Origin of the sequence: Jeotgalibacillus salarius (genome assembly GCF_004405125.1) — a bacterium.
GTDB classification, from domain to species: domain Bacteria; phylum Bacillota; class Bacilli; order Bacillales; family Jeotgalibacillaceae; genus Jeotgalibacillus; species Jeotgalibacillus salarius.
Genome location: NZ_SORX01000006.1, coordinates 162,812 through 184,236, shown reverse-complemented (window position 1 = coordinate 184,236; position 21,425 = coordinate 162,812). Strand labels below are relative to the sequence as shown.

Sequence of the window (21,425 nt, the reverse complement as noted above, 5' to 3'; positions counted from 1 at the left end):
TGTGGGCATCGTTGCAGGATATATTCTTCAGTTTTATAAAACATGGGTGGGTATAACACTTATCGTATTAAGTATATTTATCTGGTTCTTAATATAAGTTGCTCAGTCATTAAATCGAGAAGGGGAGTTATGTTTGTTTGATAAAGAATTTGAAAAGTTAAAAAGAAATGATTTTGAAACTTACGATTTTACACGGTTCATGCGGACTTCGAATTTAGAATTCTTTTTTATAATGGGGATTAATAACGGTGATAACTTTGATGAATACTGGGATGGGCGATCAAGAGAGGTGTTGGGCTACCTTGTTACTTATACTGATTCGCAAAAAGAATTGTTCAATTACATCTATCTAATTGAAGATGAACAGAAAAACTATGAGCACATCATTAAATATACAAAACGGTTCGCCAGTGGCATGTACGCCTACACGGAACATCTTGAATTGGAATTTGTGATTCTGAAAACAGATGTTTATCAAAAGAGCATACTGCCAAGTAAGAGAATTGAGTTTGTTAAAAGGGTTGTTAAGCAGGATCTGCCTGAACATGTATTCGCAGACTGAAACATTACAAGAAACTGATGAAGTGGTAGGGAGAAGGAGGGTGGAAATGACTCAACGAGAGTTAAAGTTAAAACTGATTTTAATTTTATCTGCGATTTTGATTGTATGGTTTTTATTATTTGGCATAAGATTAGTTGGTTATTTTTCAGCCATCAGTGATAGGGGCTTAAGAGAAGTGGCTTGTACGGGCTGCAGTGATCTAAATGTATTTTTCAGTACAGCTTTTACAGTCTCTGTATTTATTATTATTCCGCTCATTACCCCAGTTGTTCTTGCATTTCATTGGTTCTTTAAAAACAAAAAGCTACATACAAGAATTCATCAAAGCTGATAATTGACCCACAACTCTATGCTGAAAACATATTGGGGGGTATAAATAGATACTTCAAAGAAGATAATTACCGTGACAACTATAAATTTAATAATTCCTTCCTGTCCTAAAAACGATTCTTAACATTCATAAGTGTGTATAGGACAGGGAAGATTTAATAGATTTTAATGAAGGTAAAGCTTAATGATAAAATATACTCATTACATATAAGAGGTGATTTTAAATGAAACCAAGAGTATCTGTCATTACTATTGGAGTAGATAATCTTGAAGAATCTTTACATTTTTATCGTGATGGCTTAGGGTTTCCTACTGATGGTATTGTAGGTGCAGAGTTTGACCACGGTTCAGTAGCATTTTTTGAATTGCAACCTGGTTTAAAACTTGCTATATGGAATCGGAAAGATATTGCACATGAAACTAAAGTTAGTGTCAGCAGTCCGAGTCCTACAGAGTTTACTCTTGGACACAATGTAAATAGTAAGTCAGAAGTTGATGAGGTCATGGATAAAGCAAAAAGAGCTGGCGCTAACATCACTGATCCTGCCCATGAGACGTTTTGGGGAGGATACTCCGGTCACTTCCAGGATCCAGATGGTCATCTGTGGGAGGTTGTATGGAATCCTGCATGGGATTTCGTAGAGTAACTTCCAATCAGGCTGGCTAACTCCGGCCTGAGTTAGTTCGTATCTTGTGTCCGCACATGATCGGCTCAACCTTGGAACATCTTGCTATCAACCTGAACCCTGTGTTGAACACAACTTCCGCACAATTTAATACATTTATATAACGAAATGGTGGAGAGATTGCATCTGATAAAGGAAACACTTTAAAATAAGTACTACTATTACTATGAAATCAATCACAAAAGTAATGACACAGGTGTCTATTCACAATCAACACAAGGGAAAAAACTGGAGGAAACAAAGTTGCCTACTATTAAAGATATTGCTGCAGCAGCTGGTGTCACTGTGACGACTGTATCCAGGGTATTAAATAATCATCCATATGTATCAGAGGAAAAGAGACAGGCGGTTCGTGAAGCAATTAAGCGGCTTAACTATATTCCGAACGCGTCTGCTGTGAATCTTAAGAAGCAGAAGACAAATGCGCTTGCTGTGATATTGCCAATCATTGATCATCCTTTCTTTGGTAAATTAATTGAAGGAATGTCAACAGCTGCATTAGAGGAGCATTATCATCTTATTTTGTGTCAGAGGGAAAACAGCATTGAGAAAGAGCAGGAGTATTTGAATATGCTGAAGACAAAACAGGTTGACGGTATTGTCATCTCTGAATTAATACAACCGTGGGATTTAATATCGCCGATCACTCAGTACGGACCGGTTGTGCTTTGTCATGAATATGAGCTTGATTCGAATGCGCCGTCTAATTATATGAATCACTATAATAGCGCCTATGACGGCATGAAGTATTTAGTGAATCAGGGCTATTCTAAAATTGCGATTTGTATTGCTCCTCCGGCGGGGGTTGTTTCCCGCGATCGCGAAAAAGCCTGCAGACAGGCACTCGAGGATCACGGTATGGATGCGAAATGGGTTTACACGACCTCTCATTCAATACTGGATGGCGAGGAGATCGTGAAGCAGATCATACAATCAGATGACCGTCCGGATGCGATCTTTACAGGGAGTGACCAGCTCGCAGCGGGTATCATGATTGCAGCAGCAAAGGTTGGACTTGATATACCCGGAGACCTTGCAGTACTTGGGTTTGATAATCAGCCAATTGCACACGCACTTGATATTACAACCATTGATCAGCCGGCCAGAGACCTTGGTTACAGATCTGTCAAAACGGTGATTTCATTAATCAATGGAAACCTGCTAAAGGAACATGCGGTTGAACTTCCTTATACGCTGGTTGAGAGGAAGTCTACTTGAAAATAGATCGTGCTGTGAATGAAACCAAAACTCTGCGTTGAATACAATTCCCGAAATTGTACCTGACACAGGGAGTATTTCAGTGATTGTTTTACGTATATTTGGATGTTTTTATTTTAATGATGAAAGGAAAGAAACATAATTGAATAAGACCTATTGCACTGATCGCCTTGTCTTAAAACAGCTGGATTCAAATGATGCAGAATTAGTATTAGATTATTACATAAGAAATAAAGAATTTTTAAAAGAGTGGGAAGCAGAAAGAGAAGATGACTTCTACACATTAAAGAGTCAAAAACTTCAACTGGAGCAAGACGTTGAGTCTTACAAAAGAGGTAGTTCGATAAAATTTTGGATATTTAAAAAAGGGGACGAAGAAAATATAATTGGATGTGTTTCTTTTCAGAATATCCTTCGTAGTATTATGCAATCTTGTATTCTAGGGTATAAATTAGATTTTTCAGAAACAGGAAAAGGGTATTTGGGCGAGGCGTTAAAGAAGGCGGTACATGTGATGTTCTCTGAATATTATTTACATAGAATAGAAGCACCGGTAATGCCTAAAAATACTTCATCAATCAATGTCTTGAAAAGACTGGGTTTTGTAAATGAAGGGATAACAAACAAGATGATGAAGGTTGATGGGGCTTGGGAAGACCATATCAGGTGGTCTTTGTTGAATCCCGCACATGAGTGACAACTATTTCATTTTAAAAAGCTCAACTTCTCTACAAATCTAAATAGAGAAATTGAGCTTTTCAGTTACTTCATTTATTCATTGCACTCATCAACTGAAAAAAGTGTTCATCTTCATGCGTTTTATTCAGGCTATACCATGAATGTAATGTATTAGGTGTAAATACTTCTAATTTTTTCAGTACCTCCATCGCAAATTCCAGAGGAGCTATTCCTGATGCAGTAACTAAATTCTCATCAGACACCGCAGATCCCATTTCATAATACTTTTCTCCTTTATAGTTAGGACATACCATCCTGGTATATTCTAAGTTATTACTTGTATGACTTCTTGTATCTAAGTACCCCATATTCGCAAGGCCCTCAACTGCACCACAAATTGCCGCAACAATCGTGTCATTTTCTAGCGCCTGCCCGGTTCTCTTTAAGATAGGCTGTTGAATGTCTTCACTCCACGTAGTCCCTCCCGGCAGGATTAAAAGATCCTTACTCTCAAAAGAACATTCATCAAGAGAAATATCCGGTTTTATACTCAGTCCTCCCATAGTGGTAACCATTTCTTTATTAGCTCCTACTGTTATTACTTTTAAAGGTGCTAATTCCTCTTTGAAATACCTTCCTGAGTTTAGTTCAGCCATCAAATATCCATATTCCCAGTCTGACATTGTATTAAATACATATAGAAAAGCTTTTTTCGTTTGCATCCAATCACACTCCAATCACTTAATATAGCCAGTATAATAAAACATCCCTGACAGTTAGCGTCAGGGAAGTGATCATGATTGATGAAATTTTATTAATTCCGATAGAACTTCAACTAGTCTTTCCTTAAGACTGATTGGCTCTATCACTTTAATAGATTGATTGTATGGTAAAAGTAAATAAGGTACATAAGTATGTATCACATCTTTTTCAAGAAGAAAAACGGCTTGATTGTCAGTTCGTTCTTGTAAATAATGTCCTAAATACCAATGCTGGCAAATGTCAGCTAATACGTTTTTATCCCCGGTAATAACCAAAGAGAGAACCTCTTCCTTATCATCTATCGTTGGAAGAAGGCTTTCTGTAAAATAGTCACGTGCTGAAAAATCATCCGGCCGTTCAAACTTATTTTCGGTTAGGGTCAGGTCTTCAATTCGATCTACTCTAAAACTACGGATATCCGTTCTAAGATGACAATATCCAATCACATACCACTTATGATTCCAATAGATCATTCTGTACGGATCAACTAATCTATCATTTAAATGCTTTTCACCACTTTTAGGGTAAAGGATTTTTACTGAGTACCCGTCAGCTACGGCCTGCCCCAATTCCTTCAAAAAAGGTTCCATAGAGTGCGAACTTAATCCACTGATTACTTCAAGACTGGTTAAATGCTGGTTTACCTTTATTTCCTGTTCTTGATTTGAATAGTTACTTAGTTTTGAAATGGCTCTATTGAGTGCTTCTCCTCCATAATATCCGGCTTCTTCTGCAAAAACAGCAGCGTGAAATAGTGAAGTCTGCTCCTCAGAATCAAAGAAGAGAGGAGCATCAATAAAATTGTCTAATAAAGTGTATCCACCGTTATGTCCTGGTTCTGAAACGATCGGTACGCCACTTGTTGAAATCGTATCAATATAACGATACACAGTCCTTATATTCATCTCCAGCTTTTCTGATATTTGTTTCGCAGTCATTTTTTCACCTGAACGAAGCATCCATAGAATCGCTAACATGTTGTCGGTTTTAGGCATATAATTTCACCTCTATGTAAATTTCATTTTCTATATGACGACGAATACTAAATACTAAGTTCTTCGATTAAAACAACCGACCCTCCAAAGCCGCCACATACCTCTCAGCCGACCGCTGTACAGCAACATCCGCCTGTCCTGATACTTCTCTGTGAAATGCATTATACAATTCACTGAACTTCAAAGGCTTCAGTTTTAAAGCAATCTCTCTCACTGTCTCTGCCGGCAGCGGAATCATATTAGGGTAACTGTACATAAAGCTGACCCACTGACGATCTGCCGCGACCTGAATAATATCACCGGTTAGCAGTACAGCCTCGCCGTCAGTTTTTGTCCAATGCAAAACAGCACCACCGTCAAAATGTCCGCCAAGTCTGTGGAGGGTTAATCCTTCTGAGAGCACAAGCGATTCACCGCTCCAATAAATGATGCGGTCGCTTGGCTCCTGCACCCATTGTTTATCATCTTTGTGTATGTAGATCGGACAATTGAATGTCTCAGCCCACTCAACCTGCGTTGTGTAGTAATGAGGGTGGGAGAGTGCAATCGCATCAAGTCCGCCTGCCTCATTTATACGGGTGATGGTCTGATCATCTATGTAAGCCATACAATCCCATAAAAGTCTGAAGCCTTGTTCTTCTATTATGTATACTGTTTGTCCGATACCGAATTCAGGACTGGTGGTGATACTCTTCAGGCCCTTTTGTTCTTCAATCAATTGATTTGAGTATATGCCTGACTGTTGCATCTTTTCTAAAGTCGTCCACTGTTGCCCATCCGGGTGCACGTACTGTCTTTCTTCCTCACAGATCACACATTGCTCAGGTTCCCGAGAAGAAGGCGGGTACTGTGTACCACAAGTGATACAAATATACTTTTCCATTGTTCATAACCTCCAAATTGCTTCTTGTCTAATCCATTATATGGTCATTTTGGTCAAGAATATAGTGTAAGATAAGGGAAGGATTTACTTTATGGATAAATGATTTAATTTGATCTGGTACATCATCCCATATAAAGGAGTGAAGACAATGCTGACATTCGGAGAAAAAGAAAACGGAAAGACCTACATAACAAGACTGGCCGTATATGGTGTGATGTTCAATTCTAATAAAGATAAGATTGCAGTCATTCAGGTTCGAAATAAAAATCATTTCCTTCCCAGTGGAGGATTTAACACGGTGAAACACATGAAGAATGACTGGAAAGAGAAGTGCTGGAAGAGACAGGAATAAAAGTGAATGTCAATTAGACAGGGTTCATAAAAGGGACGTTAATAACAAAGCCATCGAGGGTTTCTATTCGATGGCTTTTCTATATACTGATTTAAACTTTCTGTGTTGTACTCTGTTTAGAAACTCGTTGTTTTCTTTTTTGGGATTCATAAATTAATTGGTCCAGCTCCCGACTTAGCTTGAGCGTTTCTGTGTGCAGGAGCCCGTTTAATAATCCGCTTTTGATCATGGCCTCGCGTTTACAACGGATATTAACCTCTAATTCACTTTCTGATTTGTTCATGTGATTAGCTCCTTATAAGTTAGACGTCATATTTAGAAACTATAAAACTGATACAAGACGAGTAGAACGTATGTAGATCTTTTTGTTTAGAAATTAACACATATTTCAAGTGATCTATTTTCCTAATTTTAGTTTCTATTTCTTCACCATTCTACATATTTTCACGAAATAATGTGGCAATTTGTAACAATCGGTCTTTAGTGTTTCTATTTGCCACATTCAATCTATCAGGTGCAGCTTTGTGATTTAATAAAGTATTAGTAGATTGTTTATGAGCGTTTTAAATAAGATCAATATCATGGTGGTTTTAATTACCATGGAATTAGCAGTTCGATATATGTTTTATTGAATATATGAGTATGAATACATGATTGGATTTTTTAAAGGTTAGGAAATCGGGGGATAGAATGAAGCGGGAATGGTTGATCGAACTTAGGAAATCTACAGGGCTTACGCAACAAAAGGTTGCAGATCAATCTTTTATTGACCGGTCCTATTATTCTCAGCTGGAAAATGGCTTGCGCGACCCTAGTCCATCAGTAGCTGAGAATATTGCAAAAGTATTAGATTTTAACTTTTTAAGGTTTTTTACGGACTATATTTATTTTGGTGACTTAAGTTCCCCCTTAAAAAAAACGGTACATTTAAATCATGATGGGTTTTCTCATTTGAGATCCAGAAAAAATGGTTATGTGATGTACCATTACGGCAGTAATGAGGCGTCTCATAACAATATGATTAAATTTATCCTGTCAAAAGTAGAACAAAACGTTCATTGCATCATCATAGACCAATACAAAAACTATTCAAGAGTTGTCAGTGAGTTGAAATACTTGCTTCCGAAAAGTACAATCGAAAAATATGTACATTTTTTTGAGCATAATATCAGTCTTGACGAACTCCCTCAGCACCTGTTTACATTTATACATGAACAAGTAAAGCCTGATACATATTTCAGTATGTGGATCAATGATACTTCCTCAGATAGAAAAGATTCTTTTTACTATATCAAATCATTTGTTGAAACCTGTGGCAAAGAGCTGAATGAATATGAGTGGCTGATGGTATGTTCATTTGATGCATCTAAAGTAACTGCAGATGAGTATATTCAAGTCATGAAGTTATTTCACTACATCATGACTGATCAGGAACTGGTCATGTCACCATTCTATAGTGAACATGCTAAGATGTTATCTTTATTTCACCTTTTGGAAGATCAGGAGTCCTGAATGATGTGAATGTGACAATAACGGTGATCGACATTTGCGATCAATGATGATTCAATCATTTATATATTAATCCGGGCAGTGACTAGTCGTCGCTGCCCGGATTTTTAATATTGATGACTGATTATCTTGAGGAAGAATAGTGAAATAGATAACCTGTGATTTTAAATAAATTCTGCATTATAATTTATTTATAGAAAAACGAAAACGAGATTGATATACAGGAGGAAAAACGATGAACAGGAAAAGGTTTGATTCACCAGTATTCAACATCCATTCGCGAATGATTTGTTTTGGTGATCAGTTGTGACCAGCCACCGTATCCTCATCGCAGGCGTATCAAGCGGAGTTGGCAAAACCAGCATCACACTCGGGTTAATGGCAGCTTTTATGAAAAAAGGTCTATCTGTTCAGGGCTTTAAGTGCGGTCCCGACTATATAGATCCTGCTTATCACACTGCAATCACGAATCGTCCTTCACGAAACCTGGACAGCTGGATGCTTACTTCTGATGTGATGAAGGAAATTTTCGTCAATGGAAGTGAAGGTGCTGATATTTCGATCATTGAAGGCATGATGGGGCTTTATGATGGAGAGTCACCAACATCGAACAGGGGATCTGCTGCAGAAATCAGTTCACTACTTAAATGCCCGGTCATTCTGGTTGTTGATTGTTCAGCGATGGCCCGGAGTGCAGCTGCAGTTGTGAAAGGATTTCAGCATTTAGATCCGGACGTGAATATCGCTGGTGTCATTGCCAACAGAGTAGGAAGCGAAGGTCACTACAAACTGATTAAAGAAGCGGTGGAGCAGGAATGCGGCGTTCCAGTCTGCGGATATCTGACTGAAAATGAGCAGATTCATATGCCGGAGAGGCACCTCGGTCTAGTGCCGTCAATTGAACGTGGTGAACTGAATGAACAGCTTGAAAGATTAGGGGAAGCAGTTGCAGAGACAGTCGATCTTGACCGGATTTATCAGATGAGTTCTCAGTCATCTGTGACAACTGAGAACTCATTGTTCAAACAAAGAAGTCCCATGAACGTTAAAGTAGCAGTTGCCTATGATCAGGCGTTTAATTTTTATTATCAGGAAAACCTTGAATTGATTGAAGCATTTGGTGCTGAAGTCATTTACTTTTCCCCGTTAAAAGGAGAGGTGCTTCCGCCTGAAGCAGACGGACTTTATTTAGGCGGAGGTTTTCCGGAACAGTTTTTAAAAGAGCTGGCAGATCATAATGAAGTAAAACAGTCGATTAAAGACGCGATTGAAAAAGGCCTTCCGGTGCTGGCGGAATGCGGCGGATTAATGTATTTGTCTGAATCGATCACGAATGTTGAAGGTGAAACGTACCCGATGGCCGGTGTGTTGCCCGGAAAAACTGAGATGCAGATGAATATCGCTGCGATCGGTTATCGTGAAATCACAGGAGCAGAAGGCAATAAGTTTTTTAAGAAAGAAACGGCAATGCGCGGACATGAATTTCACTACTCAACCTTCAAGCCTCACGAAGAACTTTCAAGTGCTTATCATGTGAGCAGCTTTTTTGGAACAGCGGAGGAAGGATACTTATATAAAAATGTTGTTGCGGGATATACACATCTTCATTTTGCATCTAATCCGGAGGTGCTGGAGAACTTTTTAGGTGAGTGTATAGCTGATGAGTGAAACTGGGACCCTGTGTTGAAAAAATTTCTACACAGTTGAGTTCATTTATATAACGCATCTTAATTGTAAGAAAGTTATATCTTCCAAAGGGAGGGGGCTCATATGGTTCTCGTTGGAATGCTCATATTGCTTGGCGTCATTGGGATTATTTATGGTGCAATCAAAAAAGAAAAAAATTAATCATCGGATCGATTACTTTATTGATTGTTGTGAGCATTTTACTCATCATTTATATGTATCTGTACGCTCAAAACCCCTATTGAATAACTAAGTAGACTATAACTCTCTGTTGAACATTCAGGTTATTATAGAAGAAAACTGCAAGGTATGGGGCCCTTGCAGTTTTTCTTTGTTTATTTGTAATTTCCTCGTATTTCCTGCGTCACTACGCACGATACTTATTTAACCCATATAGAATATTCCGAATAAGTGTGCTAAGTTCTTAATTGAATGCAGAGGGTGGGGATGAGTATGTTTTTTTCGCTAAGAAATAGGTTGTTTATTATTTTTACGATTTTATTAACCATACCTTTTTTAGTGTTGTCTATTTTAATTCCTGCCTGGTTAACTGAGTCGATCAAAGATCAAACAAGGGAGTTATCAGTCGAAGTAATGGATCAGTATTCTTTATATATTGAGTCTATCGCTACCCAGGCTGAAGATATCGGTAAGCAGGTGCTGCTTAATGAGCTGACGCAGGATTGGTTGAGGGTGAATGGCAATCCGGATGCAACTGTTGGAGAAAAGTTTCTGGCTGAGACGAATCTGGAATCTCAATTAGCAGCCATGATGATCAATAACTCTAATTCAATGTCAATTAACGTTTTTTTAAATGATGGTGCAACAGTATGGGGAGAAGGGTTGGGCTGGACAGCTGAAGGCTGGTATAGCGAGTATTTGAATGATGAACGTATTTACACAGGTGCGCATCTTGACTCTTTCCAGCAATCTTCTGAAATGATCAATCAGCAGGTGAATAGTTTTCTGGTGCCTCTTTTTGATCTGAATACGATGATGAACGGAGGCGTCATTAAGGTCAGCTTTCCGACTCATATTCTTGAAAATGCCCTGGATAATCAGGCAATCGTTCAAACAGGTTATACATATTTAGTGGATTCGAATGCTGAAAAGGTATTGAGCCAGCGGGTTCCTTCTGAGAAGACAGATTTAACTCAAACGATCGGGGCGATCAACCTTTCAGACCTGGAGAAAGGCATGATTGAGCGGGTGGAAGAAGGGGAAAAGTTTCTGATCTTTTATCAGAAACTGCCTTTTGCAGATTGGGTACTGATGAACGAAGTAGCAGAATCAGAGCTGTTCAGTGAGGTTAACGACCTGCAGCGGACTTTATTATTCATCTCATTTGGCATCTTTATCTTAACCATGATTGCATCATTTATTTTCTCATCAACGATTATCCTTCCTGTGAGCGGGTTAACAAAAGCGATGTCTTTTATTGAACGCGGGGATTTTAAAGGCGCAAAAAGCGCTCTTCCATCAGTGCGATCAGGAAAAGACGAGGTCGGGTACCTGATTCATGCAGCTGATCATACGATAGACCAGCTCAATCGCATGATTGAAACAGAGTATAAGGCGAACCTGAGACGTAAGGACGCTGAATACAATGCTTTGCTGCTGCAGATCAATCCTCACTTTTTGAATAATACGCTTGAAATTATCGGGAGTCTGGCCCTGCAGGAGAAGAACCGGGAAGTGATGAATGTGAGTGTGGCGTTAGGCAAAATGCTGCGGTATTCACTGAAAACAGAGCATACAGAGGTCCCGCTCGCTGAAGAATTAATGTATATAAAAAGTTATACTGACATTTTAAAAATAAGATATGGCGATCAGCTGAAGGTAACCATTAAAGATGATAGCAGCGCACTCGGTTTACTGGTTCCTAAGTTTACCTTACAGCCGCTCGTTGAAAATGCAGTTAAATACAGCTTCACGCAAAAACATCATGCTGAAATTGACATTAGTATCACTGATCAGAATCATAGCGTCATTGTAGCTGTCTCAGATAAAGGGGAAGGGATGACAGAGGATTTAATTACAAACTTAAAAGATTTTGAGGAGTCAGATGTACTGAAAAGTAAAGGGTACAGTATTGGATTACGTAATGTCATAGGCAGGTTAAAGCTTTATTTTGGCGACAGGTTCAGCTATGACATCAAGTCCAGACCAGGTCTTGGAACAGACATGTATCTATATTTCTATACAAATGAGGGGGTGGAAAATGATGAAGATCATGATCGTAGACGATGAAGTCCAGATCAGAAAAGGCATGCATTTGAAACTTAACTTAACAGATCAGGCGTATGAGGTGATTGGGGAAGCCTCGGATGGGAAGGAAGCACTTGAAAAGCTTGCTTCAAACGCGGTCGACCTAGTGATTACTGATATGAGAATGCCTGTGATGGATGGTCTTGCATTTACTAAAGAATGTAAGAAGCAGTATCCGCATATCAAAATCATTGTCCTCTCAGGCTACTCCGATTTTGACTATGTGAAGAATGCGATGAAAGAAGGGGCGAGTGATTACTTACTCAAGCCGGTGTCACCTGATGATCTTGAAACCACCCTCAGTAAAATGAAACAAGAAATAGAGCATGAAAAAGTTGAAAAGCATGAACTGAATAAAATGAAAAGAGCAGCGAGATATGCCTTTGAAGATGAACGCAGGAAGTATCTTCTGTACGTTGCCAATGGGGACTGGCTGAATCAGGATGCAGTGAGTGAACGGCTGAAGCAATTGCAATTTAACGAACTGGCAGACCCGGATGCAGTGATCAGAATCTTAACAATCGAAGCAAGAGGGACAGATGGCGAATCCTCAAGACCTAAAAAGCTGTGGGAATCGTTCAGATTATTATGTAACGAGATCAGCAGTCAATTCGATCAAATCTGGCTGTTTGAGAATCCGGCTTACCCTTCTTTGATTCATGCGGTCAGTCTGTTACATCAAAAGTATGAACAATCCTTTATAAGAAAAGTACAGGATCAATCCAAATCACTGCTCAATCTATACACCGTGATCGGCGCAGGGGAAAGCGTAATCGGCTTTGACAAAATGAAGGATACGTATATTTCAAGTCTGCTTGCCTGGAGTCAATCCCCTCTTGAAACAGGTGCTCACCTTTATAAAGAAGATCAGCACAGTTTACAGGGGACCGGGCTATCACCGGAATTTGAAAGAATTATGATGAGTGCAAGTGAGCAGGGCGATGTAAAACCGGTTTCGGATCTGATAAAAAAAGAATTGGTTAAGTCAGGACAGCACTCAGCTTATTCATTCACAGTGGGTGCAAATCGAATTCTTTTTCTATTAGGAACCATTGTTCAAAAGTATGAATTAAAAGATCCATCAATCTCCCAGTCTATCTGGTTGTGTCAGCAGGAAGTTCGTCAGATGACAAATTATGTAACAGTGATGAATTCCATTGTTCTTGTCTCTGAAACGATTACGCAGGCTGTTCATTCTGTTCGTTTTTCAGGTTCAAAGGTGACGGATTCAGTCAAACAATACCTGGATATGCATTATGCTGAAGATATTTCTCTGTCAATGCTCTCTGATCTGTTTCATATGAACGGGACCTACTTATCAGAGTTATTTAAGCAGCAGACGGGTCAGAACTTTACAGATTACCTTGTGAAAGTAAGGATGAAGAAAGCTGCAGATTTTCTAAAGGATCATCGTCTGAAAATTATCGATGTAGCTGAACTGACAGGGTACTCGAGTGCAGGTTACTTCAGTACAGTATTTAAAAAGCATTATGCCTGTTCACCGGTTGAATACCGCAGGCAACAGGATAATGGTTCTGTTGACAGGGAAGTGGATTGATATGAAGAAGGGAATCATATTTTCAGCTCCTATTATTGTAATGATTGTTGGGATCGTGATCGCAGTGAGATTCAATCTAGATTCAGAGAATGACATGACGATCACACCGGTTACTGAAACAGATGACCAGACAGTATTAACATTCTGGAGAAACTACGGGAATGTGGCTGAAAATCAGGCCTTTGAATTAATGATCGCATCTTTTGAACGGGCTTATCCTCATATCGATATAGAAATGAACGCGATTCAGTATGGGGATTATGAATTGAAGCTGCGTACGGAGATTGCCACTGGAAAGCCGCCTGATTTGATGCTGATTGACAGCCCGAATCTGGCACTTTATGCGCGAATTGGCGTGCTCGAGCCGTTAACAGATCATTTTTTGGAAGAGCAGTTGGATCAAGATCTTCCACCGGCGCTTCTTGAAGGGGTAAGCTATGAGGATGAAGTCTATCTGATGCCGCTCGTACAGCCTGGCGCAGCGCTTTATTATAATCGTCATCTCTTTCAGGAGGCGGGTATTCCTTACCCGTCAAAAAATCCGCATGATCCAATGACGTGGGATGAAGTACTTGCGGCTGCCCAAAAAATCACAGATCCTGACAAAGGGATCATTGGAATTGACCCGGCACAGGGTTTTCCCGGAGGAGAAGCACCCTCTTATTTTAAATCCCCTTTCATCTGGCAGTTCGGAGGGGAATTACTGAGTCCTGATGGTTCAACGGCAGATGGATACTTGAATGCGCCTGAGTCAATTGAGGCACTGACATTTTATAAGGATTTATATCACCGCTATGATGTGGCTGAAGTTCAGCTGCCTCCTAAAGCGTTTGAAAATGGGAAGCTTGGGATGAGTGTGTTTGGTTCCTGGGAATTAAGCAGACTGAAAGAAACGGATCCGGATTTTGAAATTGGAGAAGACTTCGATATTGCCCCGCTCCCGAAAGGTACGGCACAGGTTGCACCAAATGGAGGCTGGTCGATGGGCATCTCATCCAACACGCAATATCCGGATGAAGCCTGGACGTTCATTTCTTATATGACAGACTATGAGGCAATGAGTATTTATGTTGATCAGACTGGAGAACCACCTGCACGGCAGTCAATTGTGCAATCCTTTCCGGAATTTCTTGAGTATCCTGAAAATATTTTTCTGACTCAGTCTCAGATTTATTCCAAAAGCCGTCCGGTCACACCAGCGTATCCGTTTTTAAGTGATGCGATCAAAACGCTTTTTGAGGAAATTGTGATAGAGAATGCAGAAGTAAAAGAAGCTGCCGATCGGGCGGTCAATAAAATAGATAACGGAATTCAGGAACAAAACAGCTATGCAAACGATATATATTCATTTCCCCAGTAAAGGTCCGTTCAGCGGATCTTTTTTTTATGTTTTCACAACCCGAAAAAAATGAAAGTCAGATTCCAAAGATTTTAAAATCGCCTCTATTTTTTCTCTGTTATATTGAAATCAACTTATGAAAACGCTTTCTAAGCAGGGGGGATACAATGCAAAATGCAGCCAGAGAATTACAGGAAGAACACGTTCAGCATCAAAAGCAAAAAGAGCCTGATAAACAGCCGGGCCATCAGCCGGACAAAAAGAAAAACAAGAACCTGGAGTATATCAAAAAGAACTATCTGTTATATCTTTTTATTGCCCCGGCTATTATTCTGACGATTGTTTTTAAATACATTCCGATGTACGGTGCTGTGATTGCCTTTAAAGACTTCAGCCCGATGCGGGGGATTATGGGAAGTGAATGGGTAGGCCTGGAACACTTCACAGGATTCCTGACTTCTCCAAATTTCCTGAATATATTTATGAACACACTGAAATTGAGTTCCTTTGAATTACTGCTCGGGTTTCCGATCCCGATCATTTTAGCCTTAATGCTCAACCAGATCAGAAGGGCAAATGCTAAGAAAAATATACAACTGATTTTGTACGCACCACACTTTATTTCCGTGGTCGTCATTTCCGGAATGGTATTTTTATTCCTCTCACCTACAGGACCGATTAATTCTCTCGTTTCTCTCGTAACAGGAAACACTTACTCTTTAATGTCGGACCCGGATGCTTTCCGCTCAATTTATATCATTTCAGGCATTTGGCAGGGAGCCGGGTGGGCATCCATTATTTATGTAGCAGCTCTGGCGAATGTTGATCCGCAGCTTCACGATGCGGCAAAAATTGATGGTGCTTCACTGTTAAGAAGAATCTGGCATATCGATCTGCCGGTATTAAAGCCTGTGATGGCAGTCCTGTTCATTCTTGCAGCAGGCGGCATTATGGCCATTGGTTTTGAAAAAGCTTATCTTCTTCAGACATCTATGAATATACCTGCATCTGAAATTATTCCAACCTATGTCTATAAGCTCGGACTCCAGGCGGGAGATTATTCATTTGCAACTGCGGTCGGATTGTTTAACGCAGTCATTAACGTATTCCTTTTAGTCTTTGTGAACAGCGTAGTTAAAAAACTAAATGAAGGCGAAGGTCTCATGTAGAAAGGGGTAATGAAATGAATTTAACAAAAAGTGACCGTATTCTTTTAACAGTAAATAAAATGTTGCTTGTGATTGTCTCACTGCTTGTATTGCTGCCATTACTGTACGTATTCCTGTCTTCATTTCTTCAGCCGAACACCCTTTTAAATAAAGGGATCATGCTTAGTTTCTCTGATTTCAGTCTTGATGGTTATGCAAGATTATTTGCAGACGGCACCATTTTAAGAGGATTCTTTAACTCTGTTTTATATGCCACCGGATTTACGTTTGTCACCGTAGTGGTCAGTATTCTTGCCGGATACACGCTATCGCAGGACGGTCTGGTCGGCAAAAAAACAATCATGATTTTTTTCATCGTGACGATGTTCTTCAATGGAGGTCTGATTCCAACGTACCTTCTTGTCAGAGATCTCGGCATGCTGAATACGGTCTGGGCAATCATTCTGCCAAACGCCATTTCAGTATGGTTCATCATTTTAGCAAGAACCTATTTCAAGGCGATTCCAAATGAGTTAAAAGAGGCTGCGAGAATAGATGGTGCTTCTGACTTCATGATTTTCCTGAAAATTATTCTTCCGTTGTCCAAACCGATTATTTTTGTACTTGCGCTATACGCATTTATTGGCCAGTGGAATGCGTACTTTGATGCAATGATCTATCTCGAAGACAGAGAGCTGCATCCGCTGCAGCTGGTCTTACGATCAATCCTGATTCAAAACGAAGTCCAGCCCGGCATGATTGGCGATCAAATGGCCAGAGCCGAACTTCAGCGGATTTCAGAAATGATCAAGTATTCATCTATTGTTGTTGCCAGTCTTCCACTGTTAATCATGTACCCGTTCTTCCAGAAATACTTTGAAAAAGGTGTCATGGTCGGGTCATTAAAATAATATAAATGGGGGTTTTATGAATGAAGAAAATGTTAAGAGTAATGATGCCGATTGCTGCTGGCGCACTGATCGTATCGGGATGTAATTCCGGGGGTAATGCCTCATCTGAAGATTATGGTCTGTCTGATATTACGTTTCCATTAGAGGAAGAAGTCACGCTGAAATTTATGACTCAGAGTTCTCCAATTGCACCTGAAGATCCGAACGATAAGCTGATCTTACAGCGGATGCAGGAGGAAACAGGTGTAAAGGTTGAATGGACCAATTATACGTCTGATTCCTTTGTAGAGAAACGAAATCTTGCGATGGCGAGCGGGGAGCACCCTGACGCGATTATGAATGCTGCACTGAGTGACAATGAACTTCTTAATCTTGCAGAAGACGGCAGTATTATTGCAGTCGAAGATCTGATTGAAGATTATATGCCAAACTTACAGGCTGTACTTGAGCAGGCACCTGAATATAAAGCAATGATGACTGCGCCTGATGGTCACATTTATTCTTTCCCGTGGATAGAAGAACTCGGAGCTGATAAAGAAAGTATTCATTCAGTTGATGCATTCCCGTGGATCAACCAGGGCTGGCTGGATGAACTGGGTCTTGAAGTACCAGAAACAACAGAAGAGCTTAAAGAAGTGTTAATTGCGTTCAGAGATAACGATCCGGCTGGTGATGGACAGACCATTCCAATGTCTTTCATTATCAATCATGGTGGAGAGGACCTTTCGTTTCTATTCGGATCATTTGGTCTTGGAGATAACTGGGACCATACTGTTGTAACGAATGATGGGGAAGTGAAATTAACCGCTGCTGACGAAGGTTATAAAGAAGCAATGAAGTTTTTTAACGAACTGTATGAAGAAGACCTAATGGATGTAGAAGCTTTTGAACAGGACTGGAATACGTATCTTGCGAAAGGAAGAGAAAACCGCTACGGACTCTATTTCACTTGGGATAAAGGAAACATTACCGGCATGAATGAACAGTACACATTAATGCCTGCTCTTGAAGGCCCTGATGGTCATAAGAACGTTGCCCGCACAAACGGTATGGGCTTTGACAGAGCGAAAATGGTCATTACAAGTGCGAATCAAAACCTGGAGCTTACAGCTAAATGGATTGACCAGCTTTACGATCCGGTACAGTCTGTCCAAAACAACTGGGGAACATATGGAGATACTGAAAAGCAGAACATCTTTGAATATGATGAAGCAGCAACTATGTTAAAGCATTTACCACTTGAAGGAACTGCACCTGTGGAATTAAGGGAAGAAACTTCAATTGGAGGACCGCTTGCGATTTTGGATGAGTACTATGGAAGTGTGACAACAAAACCTGAAGATGCAGCGTGGAGACTGGACTTGATGAAAGAGGTCATGGTACCGGATATGACTGCTGATCACATCTATCCAAAAGTATTCTTCCCTGCAGAAGACCTTGAGCGTCTGGCTGAAGTGGAAGCGGACCTGATTCCTTATGTAGAACGAAAACGTGCAGAATGGATCACCAACGGTATGGTTGAAGAAGAGTGGGAAGAGTACCTGGCTGAGCTGGAAAGACTGGGCTTATCAGATTGGCTGGAAATCAAACAGCGAGGCTTTGAGCAGCATATGGAGGGTGGAGCATGAGTGTTACTAAAGTGAACCCATCAAGACCTTACCTGCATTACGCGCCTGAAAAAAACTGGATGAATGATCCTAACGGACTTGTGTTTTTCAATAATGAATACCATCTGTTTTATCAGTATCACCCTAATGGCACTACATGGGGGCCAATGCACTGGGGACATGCAGTAAGCCGTAACCTGATTGACTGGGAAGAGCTGCCGATTGCATTGTACCCTGATCAGCATGGCATGATTTTCTCGGGAAGTGCTGTAGTGGACTGGCACAATACCACTGGATTTTTTGACGATGAGCCCGGGCTGGTTGCGATTTTCACACATCATAAAGACACAGATTCAAAGGTGGTTCAATCCCAAAGCCTTGCGTACAGCTTAGATGACGGAAGAACATGGATAAAGTATAAAGGTAACCCGGTACTGAGCCATCCAACAAATCCGGATTTCAGAGATCCAAAAGTATTTTGGCATCATGAAACAGACAAATGGATTATGGTGTTGGCTACAGATCAGACCATCTCCATCTACTCATCCCAAAACTTAATTAACTGGGTATTTGAAAGTGAGTTTGGTACAAATATCGGTTCACATGAAGGCGTATGGGAATGTCCGGATTTGTTTGCACTGAAAGTTGAAGGAACTAAAGAAGTAAAGTGGGTCATGATTGTCAGTATTGGTGATGGAGAAGGTCTTACTTATGGTTCACGCACACAGTACTTTACAGGGTCCTTTAATGGAAAAGAATTTATCTCAGAGCACAGTGAAGCGAAATGGCTGGACTATGGAAGGGATCAGTATGCAGGAGTTACTTTTTCAGACATCCCGCAAGAAGACAGTCGCAGAATGCTAATCGGCTGGATGAGTAATTGGCGTTATGCAAATCAGGTTCCGACTGAAGGCTGGAGAAGTCAGATGACGCTGCCGCGTGAACTCACTTTGAAGGAATTCGAAGGAAATACAAAGCTGGTTCAGCATTTCCCGAAGGAACTTGATAACTGGTTTAATCATACAAGTGAGATAGAAAGAACTGTAGATTCAAGCGGGCTGAATATTGAGGTTGAACAGGGGCCGGTATATTTATCACTGAATACACAGCGTCCAAAGAGTGGTGAACTCCAAATCGCATTGAACTATTCTGAACAGACGTATACTCTCATTCAGTTAAATTTTAATGAGAAAAAACTTTCACTCAAACGTTCGAAGTCAGGAAGAGTAAATTTTTCAGAACTGTTTTCAAAAGATCAGGAATTATTCTTCAGTGATATAGCAGATCTTCAACTCACAGTGGTAATTGACACATTTTCGGTGGAATTACTTTTGAATGAAGGAGAGTATGCATTAACAAGTTTACAATTCCCTAATGATTCTCTTAAGAATATCAACCTCAAGGTAAGTACAGGAGAAGTGTCAATCAGGGGAATGATCAAACAATAAGAAGGAGCGAATCTGGGTTGATCTCAGGTTCGTTTTTTAAATTTATATAATTTTGCTTTGTTTCGTAAAAGTTTTGAACTTACACTGAGGACTTTTAGTGAAATCTAGAAAGCAGGTAAATAATAGAACACTCTAGAATGAAATATAAGTGAATAAATAAAATAGAATCCAAGAGGTGAGGCAGAATATGAGTGAATACGGTACGTTGCATGAATCAAATGATCACTATGTTTTAAGGTTTGAACGCTCTTTTTCTCAAAATCCACACGATGTTTTTCGTATCCTTACGACGCCTGATTATTTTGTACAGTGGTATCCTTTTGCCACAGGAGAGATGGATCTCAAACCTGGTGGTGAAATTAGCTTCGATGATGGGGAAGGAACAACATATAAAGGCATTATTACAGAGATAGAAGAGCCAGTACTTTTTGGGTTTCGTGAAGAAGGAGATCTGATAAGGGTCTCTATAGAACAAAAAGAGAGCGGTTCCCAAATGACTTTTACTCATACTTTTGATGACAACGCGTGGGCAGTAAATACTGCTGCGGGGTGGCATCGCTGTCTGGACGTATTTGATCAAATTGTTAATGAACATCCAGTGGAATGGAAAGAGAATGCCGCTGATTTAAGAGCTTATTATCAAAAAGCATTTAATTAAAATGAAAAGACCGGGTCCACACCCGGTCTCATTCCGTAATCCTGTCAGCATGACTATAAATATTCAAACTGTTTCCTCTGATAAACCCACACGCTGTAATCCCAAGATCATGTGCAAGCTCAATCGCAAGCGTAGTTGGTGCTGACTTTGACAGCACGATCCCGACACCGATTTTTGATACCTTCAGCAGCACTTCAGATGAAATCCGTCCGCTGAAAACAATGACTTTGCCCTTCAGTGGAATCCGGTTCTTCAGGCAGTGACCGTAGATCTTATCAAGTGCGTTGTGGCGTCCGATGTCAGAATGAGCGATCACAATATCGTCTGTTGTGCAGAGGGCCGCGTTATGCAGCCCGCCTGTTTTTTGAAAATCTGTAGAGCTTTCCTGCATTTTTTTCATGAGGCTTAGACAGTTTCTGACCGGAATGGTAGACTTTTTTGGAATCGTTTTAGCTGTCTTGACGTCATTCTGGAAATAAAATTGTCTGCTTTTACCGCAGCATGAGCCGATAAAGCGCTTTGAGTGAAATTCCCTGCCTGCAGGAGATTTATTCACCAGCTCAGCGTATGCAAAACCGCGATCCTCATTGATTTCGAGCGACTCAATTTCATCCACTCTTCTGATCATGCCTTCTGAAGCGAGAAAGCCGATGATCAGCTCCTCAAGATGAGAGGGGGTGCAGACCATTGTCGCAAATTCTTCACCGTTCACGTAGATCGTCATGGCGTATTCAGTTGCGATCTGATCGTCTGTTTCACTCAGTGATTCACCGTCGTAGCGGATGATCGTTCTTTGCTCCATCACTTCTTCATTCACCGTGAACACC

21 protein-coding genes are annotated in these 21,425 nt (G+C 40.3%); 16 read left to right on the top strand and 5 right to left on the bottom strand.

The window, feature by feature from the left end; translation table 11 throughout:
* The first annotated feature begins 133 nt into the window (after positions 1 to 133).
* From E2626_RS11830 to E2626_RS11810, 5 genes are all read left to right on the top strand, one after another.
* Positions 134 to 562, top strand: a complete 429-nt coding sequence (locus E2626_RS11830; protein ID WP_134381973.1) for a hypothetical protein — start codon at positions 134 to 136, stop codon at positions 560 to 562.
* 46 nt (positions 563 to 608) lie between these two features.
* The gene (locus E2626_RS11825; RefSeq protein ID WP_134381972.1) at positions 609 to 893 is read left to right on the top strand and encodes a hypothetical protein; all 285 of its coding nucleotides are present in this window, start codon (positions 609 to 611) and stop codon (positions 891 to 893) included.
* Positions 894 to 1,116: 223 nt separating this feature from the next.
* The gene (locus tag E2626_RS11820; RefSeq protein ID WP_134381971.1) at positions 1,117 to 1,539 is read left to right on the top strand and encodes a VOC family protein; all 423 of its coding nucleotides are present in this window, start codon (positions 1,117 to 1,119) and stop codon (positions 1,537 to 1,539) included.
* Between the two features lie 282 nt (positions 1,540 to 1,821).
* The gene (locus E2626_RS11815; RefSeq protein ID WP_134381970.1) at positions 1,822 to 2,796 is read left to right on the top strand and encodes a LacI family DNA-binding transcriptional regulator; all 975 of its coding nucleotides are present in this window, start codon (positions 1,822 to 1,824) and stop codon (positions 2,794 to 2,796) included.
* Positions 2,797 to 2,938: 142 nt separating this feature from the next.
* Positions 2,939 to 3,493, top strand: a complete 555-nt coding sequence (locus tag E2626_RS11810; RefSeq protein WP_134381969.1) for a GNAT family N-acetyltransferase — start codon at positions 2,939 to 2,941, stop codon at positions 3,491 to 3,493.
* Positions 3,494 to 3,563: 70 nt separating this feature from the next.
* Here E2626_RS11810 and E2626_RS11805 read toward each other — a convergent pair whose 3' ends face one another.
* The 3 genes from E2626_RS11805 to E2626_RS11795 all read right to left on the bottom strand — a co-directional run bounded on the left by E2626_RS11805 (position 3,564) and on the right by E2626_RS11795 (position 6,114).
* Positions 3,564 to 4,196, bottom strand: coding sequence for a type 1 glutamine amidotransferase family protein (locus tag E2626_RS11805; RefSeq protein ID WP_134381968.1), 633 nt, complete (start codon positions 4,194 to 4,196; stop codon positions 3,564 to 3,566).
* 72 nt (positions 4,197 to 4,268) lie between these two features.
* On the bottom strand, positions 4,269 to 5,231 hold the full coding sequence (locus tag E2626_RS11800) for a helix-turn-helix transcriptional regulator (RefSeq protein WP_134381967.1): 963 nt from the start codon (positions 5,229 to 5,231) through the stop codon (positions 4,269 to 4,271).
* 67 nt (positions 5,232 to 5,298) lie between these two features.
* Positions 5,299 to 6,114: an MBL fold metallo-hydrolase gene (locus tag E2626_RS11795; protein WP_134381966.1), complete on the bottom strand. Its 816-nt coding sequence runs from the start codon at positions 6,112 to 6,114 to the stop codon at positions 5,299 to 5,301.
* 148 nt (positions 6,115 to 6,262) lie between these two features.
* Between E2626_RS11795 and E2626_RS11790 the strand changes: the two genes are divergently transcribed.
* Positions 6,263 to 6,466: an NUDIX hydrolase gene (locus tag E2626_RS11790; RefSeq protein ID WP_134381965.1), complete on the top strand. Its 204-nt coding sequence runs from the start codon at positions 6,263 to 6,265 to the stop codon at positions 6,464 to 6,466.
* Between the two features lie 91 nt (positions 6,467 to 6,557).
* Here E2626_RS11790 and E2626_RS11785 read toward each other — a convergent pair whose 3' ends face one another.
* Positions 6,558 to 6,749, bottom strand: coding sequence for an aspartyl-phosphate phosphatase Spo0E family protein (locus E2626_RS11785; RefSeq protein WP_134381964.1), 192 nt, complete (start codon positions 6,747 to 6,749; stop codon positions 6,558 to 6,560).
* A gap of 407 nt (positions 6,750 to 7,156) precedes the next feature.
* Here E2626_RS11785 and E2626_RS11780 point away from each other — a divergent pair, with 407 nt between their 5' ends.
* From E2626_RS11780 to E2626_RS11735, 10 genes are all read left to right on the top strand, one after another.
* Positions 7,157 to 7,978, top strand: coding sequence for a helix-turn-helix domain-containing protein (locus tag E2626_RS11780; RefSeq protein WP_134381963.1), 822 nt, complete (start codon positions 7,157 to 7,159; stop codon positions 7,976 to 7,978).
* Positions 7,979 to 8,281: 303 nt separating this feature from the next.
* Positions 8,282 to 9,643: a cobyrinic acid a,c-diamide synthase CobB gene (locus E2626_RS11775; protein WP_134381962.1), complete on the top strand. Its 1,362-nt coding sequence runs from the start codon at positions 8,282 to 8,284 to the stop codon at positions 9,641 to 9,643.
* Between the two features lie 471 nt (positions 9,644 to 10,114).
* Entirely contained in the window at positions 10,115 to 11,911 is a 1,797-nt protein-coding gene (locus tag E2626_RS11770; RefSeq protein WP_166786807.1) for a cache domain-containing sensor histidine kinase, read from the top strand.
* A complete protein-coding gene (locus tag E2626_RS11765) occupies positions 11,883 to 13,487 on the top strand; it encodes a response regulator transcription factor (protein ID WP_166786806.1) in 1,605 nt (534 codons plus the stop codon). Before E2626_RS11770 ends, E2626_RS11765 begins: the two co-directional genes overlap by 29 nt.
* 1 nt (position 13,488) lies before the next feature.
* Positions 13,489 to 14,847 carry an ABC transporter substrate-binding protein gene (locus E2626_RS11760; protein WP_134381959.1) on the top strand — a complete coding sequence of 453 codons (1,359 nt, stop codon included), beginning with the start codon at positions 13,489 to 13,491 and terminating at the stop codon, positions 14,845 to 14,847.
* Positions 14,848 to 14,993: 146 nt separating this feature from the next.
* Positions 14,994 to 15,995, top strand: a complete 1,002-nt coding sequence (locus tag E2626_RS11755; protein ID WP_134381958.1) for an ABC transporter permease — start codon at positions 14,994 to 14,996, stop codon at positions 15,993 to 15,995.
* A gap of 14 nt (positions 15,996 to 16,009) precedes the next feature.
* On the top strand, positions 16,010 to 16,885 hold the full coding sequence (locus tag E2626_RS11750) for a carbohydrate ABC transporter permease (RefSeq protein ID WP_134381957.1): 876 nt from the start codon (positions 16,010 to 16,012) through the stop codon (positions 16,883 to 16,885).
* Between the two features lie 20 nt (positions 16,886 to 16,905).
* Positions 16,906 to 18,513, top strand: coding sequence for an extracellular solute-binding protein (locus E2626_RS11745; RefSeq protein ID WP_134381956.1), 1,608 nt, complete (start codon positions 16,906 to 16,908; stop codon positions 18,511 to 18,513).
* On the top strand, positions 18,510 to 19,940 hold the full coding sequence (locus E2626_RS11740) for a glycoside hydrolase family 32 protein (protein WP_134381955.1): 1,431 nt from the start codon (positions 18,510 to 18,512) through the stop codon (positions 19,938 to 19,940). Before E2626_RS11745 ends, E2626_RS11740 begins: the two co-directional genes overlap by 4 nt.
* 187 nt (positions 19,941 to 20,127) lie before the next feature.
* Entirely contained in the window at positions 20,128 to 20,598 is a 471-nt protein-coding gene (locus E2626_RS11735; protein WP_134381954.1) for an SRPBCC family protein, read from the top strand.
* 28 nt (positions 20,599 to 20,626) lie between these two features.
* Here E2626_RS11735 and fdhD read toward each other — a convergent pair whose 3' ends face one another.
* Entirely contained in the window at positions 20,627 to 21,415 is a 789-nt protein-coding gene (fdhD, locus tag E2626_RS11730; protein WP_244094309.1) for a formate dehydrogenase accessory sulfurtransferase FdhD, read from the bottom strand.
* Positions 21,416 to 21,425: the final 10 nt, after the last annotated feature.

What these genes read in the sequence shown, in the direction of transcription:
- E2626_RS11820 (WP_134381971.1), top strand. Translation starts at nt 1,117, where the DNA reads ATGAAACCAAGAGTATCTGTCATTACTATTGGAGTAGATAATCTTGAA.
- E2626_RS11800 (WP_134381967.1), bottom strand. Translation starts at nt 5,231, where the DNA reads ATGCCTAAAACCGACAACATGTTAGCGATTCTATGGATGCTTCGTTCA.
- E2626_RS11740 (WP_134381955.1), top strand. Translation starts at nt 18,510, where the DNA reads ATGAGTGTTACTAAAGTGAACCCATCAAGACCTTACCTGCATTACGCG.
- E2626_RS11825 (WP_134381972.1), top strand. Translation starts at nt 609, where the DNA reads ATGACTCAACGAGAGTTAAAGTTAAAACTGATTTTAATTTTATCTGCG.
- E2626_RS11750 (WP_134381957.1), top strand. Translation starts at nt 16,010, where the DNA reads ATGAATTTAACAAAAAGTGACCGTATTCTTTTAACAGTAAATAAAATG.
- E2626_RS11755 (WP_134381958.1), top strand. Translation starts at nt 14,994, where the DNA reads ATGCAAAATGCAGCCAGAGAATTACAGGAAGAACACGTTCAGCATCAA.
- E2626_RS11780 (WP_134381963.1), top strand. Translation starts at nt 7,157, where the DNA reads ATGAAGCGGGAATGGTTGATCGAACTTAGGAAATCTACAGGGCTTACG.
- E2626_RS11765 (WP_166786806.1), top strand. Translation starts at nt 11,883, where the DNA reads ATGATGAAGATCATGATCGTAGACGATGAAGTCCAGATCAGAAAAGGC.
- E2626_RS11770 (WP_166786807.1), top strand. Translation starts at nt 10,115, where the DNA reads ATGTTTTTTTCGCTAAGAAATAGGTTGTTTATTATTTTTACGATTTTA.
- E2626_RS11790 (WP_134381965.1), top strand. Translation starts at nt 6,263, where the DNA reads ATGCTGACATTCGGAGAAAAAGAAAACGGAAAGACCTACATAACAAGA.
- E2626_RS11805 (WP_134381968.1), bottom strand. Translation starts at nt 4,196, where the DNA reads ATGCAAACGAAAAAAGCTTTTCTATATGTATTTAATACAATGTCAGAC.
- E2626_RS11785 (WP_134381964.1), bottom strand. Translation starts at nt 6,749, where the DNA reads ATGAACAAATCAGAAAGTGAATTAGAGGTTAATATCCGTTGTAAACGC.
- E2626_RS11745 (WP_134381956.1), top strand. Translation starts at nt 16,906, where the DNA reads ATGAAGAAAATGTTAAGAGTAATGATGCCGATTGCTGCTGGCGCACTG.
- E2626_RS11735 (WP_134381954.1), top strand. Translation starts at nt 20,128, where the DNA reads ATGAGTGAATACGGTACGTTGCATGAATCAAATGATCACTATGTTTTA.
- E2626_RS11795 (WP_134381966.1), bottom strand. Translation starts at nt 6,114, where the DNA reads ATGGAAAAGTATATTTGTATCACTTGTGGTACACAGTACCCGCCTTCT.
- E2626_RS11760 (WP_134381959.1), top strand. Translation starts at nt 13,489, where the DNA reads ATGAAGAAGGGAATCATATTTTCAGCTCCTATTATTGTAATGATTGTT.